The following is a 13,358-nucleotide window of genomic DNA, read 5'->3' on the forward strand; positions in this document are numbered from 1 at the left end:
AGGATAAAATGAGATTAATATTTTTATTTACCATTTTTATATCAACTCTTTTTGCAGATTGGTATAGTTATAAAAAACCTGGAGTTGCTCCTGTTCAAAATAAACTTTATATAAATGAATGTGCAGCTTGTCACTTTGCATACCAGCCAGGACTTTTGCCAAGTAATTCTTGGAAAAAAATGATGGCTGGTTTAGATAATCACTTTGGTGTTGATGCAACACTACTTGATGAAGATTTTAAAGCTATATCTAAATATTTAGATGATAATAGTGCCCAAAAAGCTTTAGCTTATAAAAGAAGTAAAAAAATAGCTAGAACAATGAGAAATGATGGAAGTGTTATTGCCATTAGCAAAACACCCTATTTTATAAAAGAGCATAGAGAGATTCCAAAAAGATTTATTAATCAAAAAGAGGTAAAAGGGCTTTTTAATTGTACAGCTTGTCATACAACTGCACAAAAAGGGATTTATTCAGAAAAGGATATTTTAATCCCAAATTATGGTAAATGGGATGATTAAGGAGAGTTCTATGAAATCTTATATTTGGACACTTCCAACAAGAGTGTTTCATTGGTTATTTGCAACATCTATTTTATTGGCTTTCTTAACTGATGATGACAATCTTTTAACCTATCATGCAATAATTGGTTATTCGATTTTTATTCTTTTAGGTTTTCGATTCTTTTGGGGAATTGCTGGACCTAAATATTCTAGATTTAGTGATTTTCCATTAAGTATAAAAGCTTTAAAAGAATTTTTATCAAATATTTTTTCACATAAAGAGTATGCAGGACATAATCCTGCTGCTTCATATGTAATGATTGCAATGTTTGTAGTAACTGCTTTAACTATTATAAGTGGTGTTTTAACATTTGGTATTCAAGAAGGAAAAGGTTTATTATCTTTTCTAAATAATTCTTATTATAAAGAGATGGAGATATTTGAAGAGATACATGAATTTTGTTCAACCCTTTTAATTATATTAATTGTTGCCCATATTGGAGGAGTTTTAAGCGATAGATTACTCAAGCCTGAGACACAAACACTAAATTCAATTTTTACAGGTTATAAAACTTTAAATATAGTAAAAAATGTAAAATTAAATATTTTTCAAAAAGCCTTAGGGTTTTTATTTTTGATTATTTTTATTTTATTTTTAGTTTTTAGTTTTACAAATCAAGGGAATTTACTTCTAGTTTCAAAATATGAACCCATAAATTATGAAAAGAAAAATGAGCTTTTTGTAAGTGAGTGTGCATCGTGCCACACTCTGTATCCCTCCAAATATCTTGCCTGAAAAATCTTGGAAAATATTAATGTCAGATTTAAAAAATCATTTTGGAGATGATGCTTCTTTAGATGAAGAAGATACTCAAAATATACTTAACTTTTTGCTGGAAAATAGTGCTGAAAAAAGTACAAAAGAGGCAAGTGTAAAGGTTTTGAACTCTATTAAAAATAAAGATATAATAGCTATAACACAAACATCTTTTTGGAAAAAAGAACATAAAAATATTCCAAAAGAGATTTTTAAAAATAGTGAAGTAAAAACTAAAGCAAACTGCAGTGCTTGTCACATGGATATAGAAAAGGGTTTAATTGAAGATGATAAAATTAAAGATATTAACAGTTTTATGTAGTTTATTTTTGTTTACCTCTTTATATGCTAGTAAACACGATTTTGATTTTCACGAATACAAAAAAGAGCATATTCATAAAAATCTCGATTATTTAAATCTAAATGAGAATCAACTTGAAAAAATAAAAAAGACTCTAATCAAATATAGAAAGAAATATGCAAAATATACTAAAAAAAGAGCTTCTAAAGAGTTAAGACTAAAAGAACTTTTCAAAGCAGACAACTTTAATGAAGAAAAATATGAAGATATATTAGAAGATATATTAGAAGATGAAATAGAATTAGAAATAAAAGTATTAAAAAAAATTCATTCTATTTTAACACCTGAACAAAGGGAAAAATTTTCTTTTTATCTAAAGGAGTGGAGAGTTGAATAAAAATGTTCTTTTAGTAGAAGATGACAAACAAATGGAGAGTTTTATATGTGAGTATTTAGAAGATTATGATTTTAACTGTACAAGTTTTCATGATCCAAAAGAAGCATTAAAAGAGTTTGAAAAAAATTCTCTAAATTTTGATATTGTTATTTTAGATTTAATGCTTCCTAATATGGATGGGTTTGACCTTTTTAAAAAACTTAAAAAAATAAGAGATATTCCTGTAATTATATCTTCCGCAAGGGGAGATATTGGAAATAAAATCCATGGCTTTGAGTTGGGAGTTGATGATTATTTAGCCAAACCTTATGAACCCAGAGAATTAGTACTTAGAATTAACTCCATACTAAAAAAGAGCCACTCTTCCAAAATTAAAATTAATGAATTTATAATAGATAAATTAAATTATGAAGTAAGTTTAAACAACTACCCTATAGAGTTTACAAAAATAGAATTTGATATTTTTATTTTTTTAATTGAAAACCTAAATAAAGTTTCATCAAGGGAGCAAATTCTTCATGCTACTTCTTTAGATGAAAATACAAAAAATAGAACCATTGACATGCACATCTCAAATATAAGATATAAAATAGGAGATGATCCTAAGGAATCAAAATATATCAAATCTGTTTGGGGCATTGGTTACAAATTTGTAGGATAAAATGAGTATTAGAAAAAAAATATCAATTTTATTTATAATTAGTCTTATTTTAATGATAATAATAGGATTATGGATAGATAAAATCAATTCTCAAAGGATTGAAGATTTAGCAACTGACAAATATCTAAAAATATCAAATGAGATATTTCTAAATATTGATGATAAAAATAAAATTGATGAGATTATAAAAAAATATGGACTTAAACAATTAGAAAAATCTGATAATACACTTAGTAGAATATATTATAAAAAACATACCTTTGGATTTATATCTATTTCACAAATACCCTTTGAAGATGAATTTATAATTCACATAAAATATTTAGATGATGAATATATATTAAAAAGCCAAGATGAAAGAAACATAAATGAAAAACTAACTCTAAATATCTTAGTATTTTTAGATATATTTGTTCTGATAATCATATTTTTATATATACTAAAACTTCTATCACCACTTAAAAAAATCACAAAAGAGATTGATCACTTTTCAAATGGAGATTTCTCTTGTAGAATAGATATAAATTCAAATGATGAGATTGGTACATTAGCTAATACTTTTAATTCAATGGCAAAAAACTTGGAAGAATTAATTAAAACAAGAGAAGACCTATTAAGAGATATAGGGCATGAACTTAGAACCCCTATAGCAAAAGGGAAGTTTGTTATTGAAAAATTTAATCCTTCCCAAAATAAAGAGCTTTTAAAAAGAATCTTTTTAGATTTGGAAACTCTTACTAATGAACTAATTCAATTGGAAAAATTAAACTCTTCAAATCTAAATTTCACAAAATTTAGTGCTGAAACACTAATTTTAGAAGCATTAAATAAATTGTATATAAAAGATGAATCAAAAGTAAAATTACATATTTCTGATGATTTTAAGATTTATGCTGATTTAGAGTATTTAAGTATTGCTTTGAAAAATCTAATTGACAATGCTTTAAAATATACTACTAATTATCCAATAAAAATTGAAGCTGTTGAAAATAAAATTATCGTAAAAAATAGTGCAGATAAACTTTCAAAAGATATTGAGCATTATTTAAAACCTTTTATTCAAGAATCTTCCCAAAGAGATGGGTTTGGTCTTGGTCTAAGCATTGTTAATAAAATCCTGGTTAAACATAAATTTGAATTGGAATATTCATATAAAAATAAAGAAAATATCTTTACTATACATATAAAATAATTAATATTGTAATCAACTAATCCACTTTTTTTGTCATAATACAATTATGAGTTTTATATATATGTTTTTATCAGCCTTTTTAGAAAATTTTTTATACAAAAAAATTAATAGTTATGAAAATAGAAATTTTCAGTCATTTTTGATGTTTTTAATCTCATCAATTATACTTTTGATAATCTATTCTTTCATGTATGATTTTAATAAAGAAGATTTTTCATTTATTTATGAATGGAAATTTTATCTTCTAAACCTATTAGAACTTTTTGTATTTTATCTATATAGAGAAAACTATCATCAAAATAGTGGCAACTACACTATGATAAATATGTTTGTATTTTCAACAATTTATCTTATGCCTATACTTGCTTTTTTCTATAATTCAATATTTATATTTAATAAAAATCTTGATATACAATATGATTCTTTTTTTGAAGCTACAGTTTTTAGTTTTATTTTATTTGCTTTAACCCTTTTTTATTATGTTGATAAAATTAAAAATAAAAAGATAAAAAATCTCCCCTTGCTTTTACTTTTATTGTTTACACTACTTAATACCATGTATTTTTCTGTTAAAATTGTACAAACTTACAATGGCTTTTTGGTTTATTCATTTATTCAATTTCTTATTGCTATAAATTTTTTTATTCTAAGTAGAAAGGAATCAAAAACAATTACTCTTAAAAAGATTCTACTTTATACAGTTTGGCCATTTATATATTTTTTGTACTTTATTGCAGCTTCCTTGATTGCAGTTGAATTTATTACAATTTTCAAAAGAGTTTCACAAATTATTGCTGCAATGATTATAGATAAAAAAGTGATTATAAAAGATGCTATCTTAATTGCGATGATAATATTTATAAGCATTCTATTTTATTTGTATAAGGTTAAAATATGAAAATATATCTATTTACTGATACATTTTATGATACAAATGGTACTTCAACTTTTATTGAAGATATTGCAAGGATGAGCCAGCTTCATAATATAAATTTAAAAGTCTTTTTTTCAAATCAAAAAACACCCTCTTCTTTTTACAAAAATGTAACGAGTGTAAAAAAAATTGCTAAGTTTAAGATGCCTTTTTATCCCCAATTTTCACTTATTTTTCCAAGTTATTTTCAAATAAAAAAACTATTAAGGGAAGAAAAGCCTGATATTATTCATATCTCCACGCCAGGTCCTTTAGGTTTTTGCGCCCAGAGAGTTGCAAAAAAACTTGCTATCCCTATTGTAGGAACATATCATACAAATCACCCCTCATATATTTATGAAAATACTCACTCAAAGTTTTTAGAAAATATTTCAAAAAGGGTATTAATCAATTTTTATAAGGACTTTTCCCTTGTTTTCACCCGCTCAAAAGAGAATAAAAAGTTGATGATAAATGATATAAAAATTGACTCATCTAAAATAAAAAAAATCCCTATAGGTATAAATCTTCAAAAATTTAACAATATAAATCATGGAAAATACCTAATAGAAAAATATAAAATAAAAGAGAAAGTAAAATTTCTTTATGTGGGAAGATTAACTGATGAAAAAAATATTAAATTTTTAATAGATACTTGGAATGAGTTAATAGAAGAAAAGAGATTAGATGCTGCACTTATAATGGTAGGTGCTGGCAAATACTTAAATTATCCCCTTAAAAATGCTTACTATTTTGGTGAAATGCAAAAAGAGGAACTTTTAAGTGTTTATACCATAAGTGATGTTTTTCTTTTCCCTTCAATAACTGATACTTTAGGGCAAGTTGTAATAGAAGCTCAAATCTCAGGATTACCTGCCATTGTTTCAAATATTGGTGGTCCAAAAGAGATTATAAAAAAAGAACCAAAAAGTGGAATTGTAAAAAAAATTGATAAAGAAAAATGGAAAAAAGCTATAACAAAACTATACGAAAAAAAGCAATTTAGAAAAAAACTCTCAAAAGCTTCTAAAAAGAAAAAACACAGATACGATATCCTTAAAAGCTTTGAATATTTTATTGATATTCATCAGAAAGTACTTACTAAAGATAAAGTATAATCACAACAAAAAAGAAAGGTTTAGATGACTGCATTAGAAATAGCAGATATCGTAGGAATAATATCTTTTGCAATTAGTGGTTTTTTAATTGCTGTACATATGAAATTAGACATTTTAGGAATATTTATTTCCTCTTTTTTAACTGCCTTTGGTGGAGGAATGGTTAGAGATGTTATTGCCAATAAAACCCCATATATATTTACAAACAATCTACCTATAATATTAGTTTTATCTACACTTATTATTGCAATAGTTTTTAAACTTCATAAAATACCCGATTTAGAAGGGAAATTAGCTTTTGTATTAACAGATACAATAGGCTTAGTCTCTTTTGCTATTTCAGGAGCTTTAATAGCTATGAAATCAGATTTCAATATGATTGGTATTGTTCTACTTTCACTTTTAACAGCAATTGGTGGAGGAACACTTAGAGATGTAGTAATAAATAGAATTCCCGCTGTACTTATGAGTGATTTTTATGGTGCAATTGCCATAATCATCTCTTTTATAATAATTGCCGCTGATTCTTTCTATGAGATAAACAAAATCACCCTTCTTTCCATATTTATATTTGGTGTAATATTAAGATTAATTGCTTACAAAAAAAGATGGCATCTACCAACTTTATCCTAAGAAGATTACTTTAATGCCCAAAAACCTCCAAAGTTGATTCACTAAGTGTTGGATGGGCAAAAATCATTTTTGATAAATCTTTTAAAGTAAGTTTTGCATTTATGGCAACTAAAAATTGATGTATCAACTCAGTTGCTTCATTTCCTACAATACCAGCTCCTAAAATAGTTTCAGACTCTTCATCATAGATGATTTTTATAAACCCACTATCATCACCTTTTATTTTAGCTTTTGCACTTGTTTTAAAAAACACTTTTTTTGTTTTAAATTTTACACCTTGCTCTTTTAAAGAGTATTCACTTTCCCCTATTGATGCAACTTGTGGAGAGCAAAAAGTAACAGATGGGAAAATAGCTTTTTGAGGTAAGGCTTCATGGTTTAAAATTTTGTTTGCAACCCTTTTTGCTTCATAATAAGCCACATGGGCTAAAGCAGGAGATCTTATAACATCACCTATTGCATATATTTTTTTGTTAGTTTCTGATTGTAAATTTGAGTCCACCTCTACAAAACCATTGTCACTTGCTATATTTGCTTTTTCCAGATTTAGCTCACTTGTATTTGGAACTCTTCCAATAGAGATTAAAACCTTATCAAATTTTAACACCTCTTGTTTTTTCCCTAAATCAAGTGTAACTTGAACCCCATCTTCTAAAACCTCATATTCAATAATATTTGCTTTTACATCAACTTTTATTCCACTTCTCTCAAACTCTCTTTTGATGGTTTTTCCCATATCATCATCTTCTATAGGAAGAAGCTTTGGTGTAAACTCTGCAATATGTGTTTTAACTCCTAGTGAGTGAAAAAATGTAGCAAACTCACACCCAATAGCTCCACCACCAACTATTAAAATAGATTCTGGTAGTTTATCAAGGGTAAAAACCTCTTTAGAGGAGATGATTTTACCTTTATCTATTTTCATCAATGGATGTTCCCTATGATTAGAACCAGTTGCTATAATAAACTCAGAAGCTTCTATAATCTCATCATTTACTTTTATAGAGTTTTCATCTACAAATGAGGCTGTTCCATATTTAATCTCAGCTTTTGCTTTTTTAAGCTTTTTGAAAATTCCTGTTTTAGTATCACAAATTAGTCTGCATGTATTACTTTTAAGCTTGTCTATATCAAAACCATTTAAAGTAAAATCAACTCCACACTCTTTGAAATATGAGGCTTTTTTTGTATATATTGCACTTTCTAAAAAGTTTTTTGCAGGAACACATCCCCAGTTTAGACAAGTTCCACCTAAGTGTTCCTCATCTTTTTCTATTAAACATACAGATTTTCCACCCTCACCTAATAGGGAAGCTATCTCATATCCTGCCGGTCCTGCTCCTATTACTACTACATCATACATATTACTCTCCTACATACTCATGTGCTAAATATGAACTTCTTGTATATGGACTTGAATGAACATACTCAAAGCCTAAATCTAAAGCTATCTGTTTATATTTTTCAAATTGTGAAGGTCTAACATACTCAACAACTCTTTGAAACTCATTTGATGGTGCCAAATATTGACCAATACTTAAGTAATCACACCCAACATCTCTTAAGTCTTTCATCACTTGAATCATCTCATCTTCGGTTTCACCAAGCCCTACCATAAGTGCTGTTTTTGTTTTAGCAGTTTTAGGAGCCAAAGCTTTTAATTTTTTTAGAACTTGAAGTGATCTTTTATAGTTTGCAGCTTTTCTTATCTTATATAGACTTGGTACTGTTTCCATATTATGCCCCAAAACTACTGCTCCACTATTTGCCACAAGTTTTAAAGAGTCCATATCTCCTTGAAAATCAGGGATTAAAAGCTCAACTTTTGTATCTGGTAACTCTTTTAAGATATTTTGAGTTACTTCATAAAACTGTCTTGCTCCCCCATCTTTTAAATCATCCCTAGCTGGACTTGTGATAACCACATATTTAAGGTCAAGTAATTTAACAGAAGTTGTTACTTGCTCAATCTCTTTTTTGTTTACTTCAAGAGGTTTTCCAGTAGCTACATTACAATAGCTACATCTTCTTGTACAAATTGCCCCAAGGATTAGAAAGGTTGCATTTTTTTTAGAGAAACATTCGCTTATATTTGGGCATTTTGCCTCTTGGCAGATTGTATGGATACCAACATTGTTTAAAAGTTGGTCCATCTCTTTTTGTGCACCAAATTGAAGTTTTTTTCTTAGCCACTCTGGTTTTCTACCATTGTCACTGTTTTTTATTGTTTCCCTAATATTCATTTTTTTAGTCATTTCTAATCCTTTTAAATCTTATCTCTTAACAGTCAAAACAAACATCAAGCTCTTTAATAGCTCTTGTATCATCAGGTCTACATACACCTAATGTTTTTGGATATTCTTGGAAAGCTGCTGCATCCTCTTTTGCTAGTTTTACAGCTTCTATCATCCTGTCACAAAACTCATCAATAGTTTGCTTGTTTTCTGTTTCAGTTGGCTCTATCATAATTGCTTCTTTTACAATCAATGGGAAATAAACAGTTGGTGCATGAAGACCAAAATCTAAAAGATATTTTGCTATATCCATAGCTGTTACTTTATACTCTTTAGCAAGTGTTTTTGCAGAGAATACACACTCATGCATACATAAAGTATCATAAGGCATATCAAAATACTCTCTTAGTCTTACTCTTATGTAATTGGCATTTAGTACTGCTTTTGAACTGGCATTTTTCATCCCATTTCCACCTAAGATTGTCATATAAACAATTGCTCTTAATGAGATTCCATAGTTTCCAAAAAATGGTGATATTTTTCCAATAGAATCACTCCCGCCATTTGAAAATTGATACTCTCCATCAACTTTTTTTATTCCAAGGTCTGGTAAAAATGGTTTTAGTTTTTCATTTACCCCAACAGGACCTGAACCTGGACCTCCACCACCGTGAGGAGTTGCAAATGTTTTATGAACATTGATATGAATAACATCAAAACCAATATCTCCTGGTCTTGCCACACCCATAATTGCATTCATATTTGCTCCATCATAATACATCATTGCATCATACTCATGGGCTAAATCGCAAATCTCTTTTATCTTTTTATTATATATACCCAAAGTGTTTGGAACTGTAAGCATTACAGCTGCTACTTCATCAGACATTTTCGCTTTGAAAGCTTCAAAATCCATAGCACCATTTTCATCTGATTTGATAGTGATAACCTCATATCCAACCATTGCTGCTGTTGCTGGATTTGTTCCGTGTGAAGAATCTGGAACAATTACATATTTTCTTTTGTTTCCTTTGCTTTCATGGTACTTATGAATCATCATAATTCCTAGCATCTCACCGTGAGCTCCAGCTTGTGGAGTAGTTGTAAAAGCACTCATTCCAGTTACTGCACAAAGTTTTTGTTCTAACATATCTACAACTTCAAGGGCACCTTGAACATCTTCACTCATATTATTTGTAACTAAGTGTGGATGAATTCCAGCAAAGCCTTCAAGAGCTGCTACTCTTTCAGCTATTTTTGGATTGTATTTCATAGTACAAGAACCAAGTGGGTAGAAGTTTTTATCAATGGCAAAGTTTTTAGTTGACAAATTTGTAAAGTGTCTAACCACATCAAACTCACTAAGTTCTGGAAGCTGCGCTTTATTTTCTCTAGTAAACTCTTTTTTGATTTCACTTTTAGGAACATCTAATTTAGGAAGAGATATACCTTTTCTTCCCCCTTGAGATTTTTCAAATATTGTTAATACCTTACTCATGCTTGTACTCCTAAAGTTTGTGCTAGAGCTTCAACGAACATATCCATTTGCTCTTTTGTTCTTTTTTCAGTTACTGTTACTAAAATAGAGTTTTCAAACCCATCATATAGGTTACCAAGATTTATCCCTGCATAAAAACCTTTTTTACTCATCTCTTCTAATAAATCAGTTGCATCGCAAAGTGTTTTAATAACAAACTCATTAAAAGTTTCTCCACTATTAAAAATCTCTACACCCTCAACTAAAGCTAATTTACCTTTTAGATATTCACTTTTACTATAACAAGTAGTTGCAAGCTCTTCAAAGCCCTCTTTTCCTAAAAGAGATAGAAAGATTGTACTTCTTAAAGCTAAAAGATTTTGGTTTGAACAGATATTTGAAGTTGCTCTATGTCTTCTAATATGTTGCTCCCTTGCTTGCATTGTTAATACAAATATCTCTTTGCCATCTTTATCTAAAGTTTTACCAATAATTCTTCCTGGTAAATCTCTAATATATTTCTCTCTTGTAGCTACAAGTCCAAATGATGGTCCCCCAAAAGAAAGGTAGTTTCCTAAGCATTGTCCATCAGCTGTAACTATATCAACACCCATAGAAGCAGGGTCTTTTAAAACTCCTAAAGATACTGCATATGCTGACATTACAGCAATTGCTTTATTTTCATGTAGTTTCTCTATTATCTTTTCATATGAGTTTATAGAACCTAAGAAATTTGGGTTTTGAAATAAAAATCCACCAACACTATCATCTATTTTTGCTTCAATTGTCTCATAATCACTGTGGTCACCATCTAAAGGTATAATTTCAACTTCTATATCTCTAAATTTTAAATAAGTTTGCACTACTTTGATATATGTTGGATTTACTCCACCATCTACTAAGATTTTATTTCTTTTAGAGATTCTAACAGCCATAAGTGCAGCTTCAGCCAAGGCAGTTGCACCATCGTACATAGAGGCATTTGAAACATCCATCCCAGTTAGTTTACAAACTAAACTTTGATATTCATATAATACTTGTAAAGTTCCTTGAGATGCTTCTGCTTGGTATGGAGTATAAGCTGTATAAAATTCTGCTCTTCCACTTAATGCATCAACAGCACTTGGAACAATATGGTCATAGTAACCACCACCTAAAAAGATAGTTTTATCAGTTGCATTTTTTGAAGCAAGTGTTTTAAACTTCTCAAAAGTTGTAAACTCATCTAAACCATCTTCAATATCAAGTGAGTCAATTCTAAGATTACTTGGTACAGAATCAAAAAGCTGATGCTCTTCTTCTAAACCAATAGTTTCAAGCATCTGTTTTATTTCTGTTTGTGTATGGGGAGTATATGGCATACTTATCTCCTATAATGATTCAGTGTATTCGTTGTAAGCCTCTTCATCCATAAGGCTTTCTAGTTCACTCTCATCTGAAATTGTTAATTTATAAATCCAGTTTGCATTTGCATCTTGATTTAATAATTCAGGTGTATCAAGTAGTGCCTCATTTACTTCTGTAATAGTCCCTGATACTGGAGTATAAATATCACTTGCTGCTTTAACTGATTCAATAAAGGCAACACTATCTTCAGCACTAACTTCATCATCTACTTCTGGTAACTCTAAAAATGTAATATCACCTAATTGCTCGATTGCATATGCAGAAATACCAACAACACCATTTTCACCATCAACTTCAACCCACTCATGCTCTTGACTAAATTTTTTCATTTTTTTCTCCTAATCTTCTATTTTGTTATAAATGGCAACGAAGCTTTATTTGCCTCTATTGCTCCCCTTGCATCTCTTAATTCAAAACTTCTATTTTCATCAAAATTTTCAACATCAACCATAACCAAACCTATTCCAACATTTAGTGTTGGAGAAAAAGCTGCAGAAGTTACAAAACCAATTTTTTTATCATCTTGGTAAGCTTCAAAATCTTTTCTTGCACTTCTTCTTGAAGTTGTTTTAAAAGGGATTAATAATCTTTTTACACCCTGCTCTTTCTGTTTTGCTAAAGCACTTTTCCCTACATACTCTCTTTGTAAATTTACAAACATTGATAGATTTGCTTCAAGTGGTGTAATCTCTTCTGTTAAATCGTTTCCATAAAGACTGTAACCCATCTCAAGTCTTAAAGCATCTCTAGCTCCTAAACCTGCTGGTTTAACGCCATCAGCTAATAGTGCATCCCAAATCTTTACAGCTGTAGTGGCATCTACATAAAGTTCAAATCCAAGTTCCCCTGTATATCCCGTTCGACTTAACAAACAATCTTCACCAAATATTTTTGTTTGAACAAAAGAGAAGAAACCCATATCATCTAGATTTACATCAAAATATTTTTGTAAAATTTTTTTAGAGTTTGGACCTTGAACATCCAGTTTAGAAACCTCTTTAGATCTGTCATCTAAAGAACCAGTTTTAAGTCTACTTGTAATAGTTTTAAAATCAAGTGCAGCTCTTGAAGCATTTACTACAATCATAAGTTCATCTTCGCTTATTCTATAAATAATAAGGTCATCTATAACTCCACCCTCTTCATTTAACAAAAAGCCATATTTGCATTTTCCTATTTTAAGAGCGTCTATATTTATAGAAGTTGCTTCATTTATACCTGAAGTTTGAATATCACCTTTAAAGAAAAACTCTCCCATATGTGAAGTATCAAAAAGTGCCACATCGTTTCTACAATAACCATGTTCAGCTATGATTCCATCAAACTGTATAGGCATCTCCCATCCAGCAAAAGGAACCATCTTACACTTTGTTTCAAGCTGTTTTTCATAAAGTGCAGTTCTTAATAAGCCTTCCATTACTATCCTTTTAAATTGTTCCAATTTCAAGGGAACCTTTATTTTTAAACTTCTTTTAGCAAGATAAGCAAGTTATCTTTAAAGAAGCAAACCTAAAGAGCTTTAAGAATAAAGCTTAAAAGTTTTTATGATTATATTTTAAAAGACAAAAGGGGCAAAAAAGTATCAAAAGAGGAAGCATTCAAAATTTTACTGTTTAGCATTTATACAGATATCAATATTTGATAAATAAATAATTAAAATATTATTAGTTTTATTTATAGTATAATTATAAGTAAATCTAATGAT

The 13,358-nt window shown here is 29.1% G+C and carries 15 protein-coding genes; 9 read left to right on the forward strand and 6 right to left on the reverse strand.

What is annotated here, in order from left to right:
• Positions 1-8 precede the first annotated feature (8 nt).
• Genes ACKU3H_RS03265 through ACKU3H_RS03305 form a run of 9 tightly spaced genes read left to right on the forward strand, consistent with a single transcriptional unit; the run spans position 9 to position 6,535 of the window.
• Entirely contained in the window at positions 9-521 is a 513-nt protein-coding gene (locus ACKU3H_RS03265) for a diheme cytochrome c (RefSeq protein ID WP_320035544.1), read from the forward strand.
• Positions 522-531: 10 nt separating this feature from the next.
• Positions 532-1,299 (forward strand): cytochrome b/b6 domain-containing protein, encoded by a 768-nt coding sequence (locus ACKU3H_RS03270; RefSeq protein ID WP_320035545.1) that lies wholly within the window; start codon positions 532-534, stop codon positions 1,297-1,299.
• Between the two features lie 19 nt (positions 1,300-1,318).
• Positions 1,319-1,642 (forward strand): cytochrome C, encoded by a 324-nt coding sequence (locus ACKU3H_RS03275; protein WP_320035546.1) that lies wholly within the window; start codon positions 1,319-1,321, stop codon positions 1,640-1,642.
• Positions 1,608-2,018 (forward strand): Spy/CpxP family protein refolding chaperone, encoded by a 411-nt coding sequence (locus tag ACKU3H_RS03280; protein WP_320035547.1) that lies wholly within the window; start codon positions 1,608-1,610, stop codon positions 2,016-2,018. The genes ACKU3H_RS03275 and ACKU3H_RS03280 overlap by 35 nt, the downstream gene beginning before the upstream one ends.
• Positions 2,011-2,679 carry a response regulator transcription factor gene (locus ACKU3H_RS03285; protein ID WP_320035548.1) on the forward strand — a complete coding sequence of 223 codons (669 nt, stop codon included), beginning with the start codon at positions 2,011-2,013 and terminating at the stop codon, positions 2,677-2,679. The genes ACKU3H_RS03280 and ACKU3H_RS03285 overlap by 8 nt, the downstream gene beginning before the upstream one ends.
• Before the next feature lies 1 nt (position 2,680).
• Positions 2,681-3,871 (forward strand): ArsS family sensor histidine kinase, encoded by a 1,191-nt coding sequence (locus ACKU3H_RS03290; protein WP_320035549.1) that lies wholly within the window; start codon positions 2,681-2,683, stop codon positions 3,869-3,871.
• Positions 3,872-3,917: 46 nt separating this feature from the next.
• A complete protein-coding gene (locus ACKU3H_RS03295) occupies positions 3,918-4,769 on the forward strand; it encodes a hypothetical protein (protein WP_320035550.1) in 852 nt (283 codons plus the stop codon).
• Positions 4,766-5,902, forward strand: coding sequence for a glycosyltransferase (locus tag ACKU3H_RS03300; RefSeq protein ID WP_320035551.1), 1,137 nt, complete (start codon positions 4,766-4,768; stop codon positions 5,900-5,902). The genes ACKU3H_RS03295 and ACKU3H_RS03300 overlap by 4 nt, the downstream gene beginning before the upstream one ends.
• Before the next feature lie 24 nt (positions 5,903-5,926).
• Positions 5,927-6,535 carry a TRIC cation channel family protein gene (locus tag ACKU3H_RS03305; RefSeq protein WP_320035552.1) on the forward strand — a complete coding sequence of 203 codons (609 nt, stop codon included), beginning with the start codon at positions 5,927-5,929 and terminating at the stop codon, positions 6,533-6,535.
• 10 nt (positions 6,536-6,545) lie between these two features.
• Here the strand turns inward: ACKU3H_RS03305 and lpdA are convergent, their stop codons facing one another.
• The 6 genes from lpdA to gcvT are packed head-to-tail and all read right to left on the reverse strand — an operon-like array spanning position 6,546 to position 13,070.
• Positions 6,546-7,898: a dihydrolipoyl dehydrogenase gene (lpdA, locus tag ACKU3H_RS03310; RefSeq protein ID WP_320035553.1), complete on the reverse strand. Its 1,353-nt coding sequence runs from the start codon at positions 7,896-7,898 to the stop codon at positions 6,546-6,548.
• Position 7,899: 1 nt separating this feature from the next.
• Positions 7,900-8,790: a lipoyl synthase gene (lipA, locus tag ACKU3H_RS03315; protein ID WP_320035554.1), complete on the reverse strand. Its 891-nt coding sequence runs from the start codon at positions 8,788-8,790 to the stop codon at positions 7,900-7,902.
• 25 nt (positions 8,791-8,815) lie between these two features.
• A complete protein-coding gene (gene gcvPB, locus ACKU3H_RS03320) occupies positions 8,816-10,267 on the reverse strand; it encodes an aminomethyl-transferring glycine dehydrogenase subunit GcvPB (protein ID WP_320035555.1) in 1,452 nt (483 codons plus the stop codon).
• The gene (gcvPA, locus tag ACKU3H_RS03325; RefSeq protein WP_320035556.1) at positions 10,264-11,607 is read right to left on the reverse strand and encodes an aminomethyl-transferring glycine dehydrogenase subunit GcvPA; all 1,344 of its coding nucleotides are present in this window, start codon (positions 11,605-11,607) and stop codon (positions 10,264-10,266) included. The genes gcvPB and gcvPA overlap by 4 nt, the downstream gene beginning before the upstream one ends.
• A gap of 9 nt (positions 11,608-11,616) precedes the next feature.
• Positions 11,617-11,982 (reverse strand): glycine cleavage system protein GcvH, encoded by a 366-nt coding sequence (gene gcvH / locus ACKU3H_RS03330; RefSeq protein ID WP_320035557.1) that lies wholly within the window; start codon positions 11,980-11,982, stop codon positions 11,617-11,619.
• A 17-nt stretch (positions 11,983-11,999) separates the two neighbouring features.
• Positions 12,000-13,070, reverse strand: coding sequence for a glycine cleavage system aminomethyltransferase GcvT (gene gcvT / locus ACKU3H_RS03335; protein ID WP_320035558.1), 1,071 nt, complete (start codon positions 13,068-13,070; stop codon positions 12,000-12,002).
• Between the last annotated feature and the right edge of the window lie 288 nt (positions 13,071-13,358).

Origin of the sequence: Halarcobacter sp. (genome assembly GCF_963675975.1) — a bacterium.
Classification (GTDB): domain Bacteria; phylum Campylobacterota; class Campylobacteria; order Campylobacterales; family Arcobacteraceae; genus Halarcobacter.

Bases quoted from the DNA above. Each gene is read 5' to 3' on its own strand.
- ACKU3H_RS03265 (WP_320035544.1), top strand. From the start codon at position 9: ATGAGATTAATATTTTTATTTACCATTTTTATATCAACTCTTTTTGCA.
- ACKU3H_RS03270 (WP_320035545.1), top strand. From the start codon at position 532: ATGAAATCTTATATTTGGACACTTCCAACAAGAGTGTTTCATTGGTTA.
- ACKU3H_RS03275 (WP_320035546.1), top strand. From the start codon at position 1,319: ATGTCAGATTTAAAAAATCATTTTGGAGATGATGCTTCTTTAGATGAA.
- ACKU3H_RS03280 (WP_320035547.1), top strand. From the start codon at position 1,608: ATGATAAAATTAAAGATATTAACAGTTTTATGTAGTTTATTTTTGTTT.
- ACKU3H_RS03290 (WP_320035549.1), top strand. From the start codon at position 2,681: ATGAGTATTAGAAAAAAAATATCAATTTTATTTATAATTAGTCTTATT.
- ACKU3H_RS03295 (WP_320035550.1), top strand. From the start codon at position 3,918: ATGAGTTTTATATATATGTTTTTATCAGCCTTTTTAGAAAATTTTTTA.
- ACKU3H_RS03300 (WP_320035551.1), top strand. From the start codon at position 4,766: ATGAAAATATATCTATTTACTGATACATTTTATGATACAAATGGTACT.
- ACKU3H_RS03305 (WP_320035552.1), top strand. From the start codon at position 5,927: ATGACTGCATTAGAAATAGCAGATATCGTAGGAATAATATCTTTTGCA.
- lpdA (WP_320035553.1), bottom strand. From the start codon at position 7,898: ATGTATGATGTAGTAGTAATAGGAGCAGGACCGGCAGGATATGAGATA.
- lipA (WP_320035554.1), bottom strand. From the start codon at position 8,790: ATGACTAAAAAAATGAATATTAGGGAAACAATAAAAAACAGTGACAAT.
- gcvPB (WP_320035555.1), bottom strand. From the start codon at position 10,267: ATGAGTAAGGTATTAACAATATTTGAAAAATCTCAAGGGGGAAGAAAA.
- gcvPA (WP_320035556.1), bottom strand. From the start codon at position 11,607: ATGCCATATACTCCCCATACACAAACAGAAATAAAACAGATGCTTGAA.
- gcvH (WP_320035557.1), bottom strand. From the start codon at position 11,982: ATGAAAAAATTTAGTCAAGAGCATGAGTGGGTTGAAGTTGATGGTGAA.
- gcvT (WP_320035558.1), bottom strand. From the start codon at position 13,070: ATGGAAGGCTTATTAAGAACTGCACTTTATGAAAAACAGCTTGAAACA.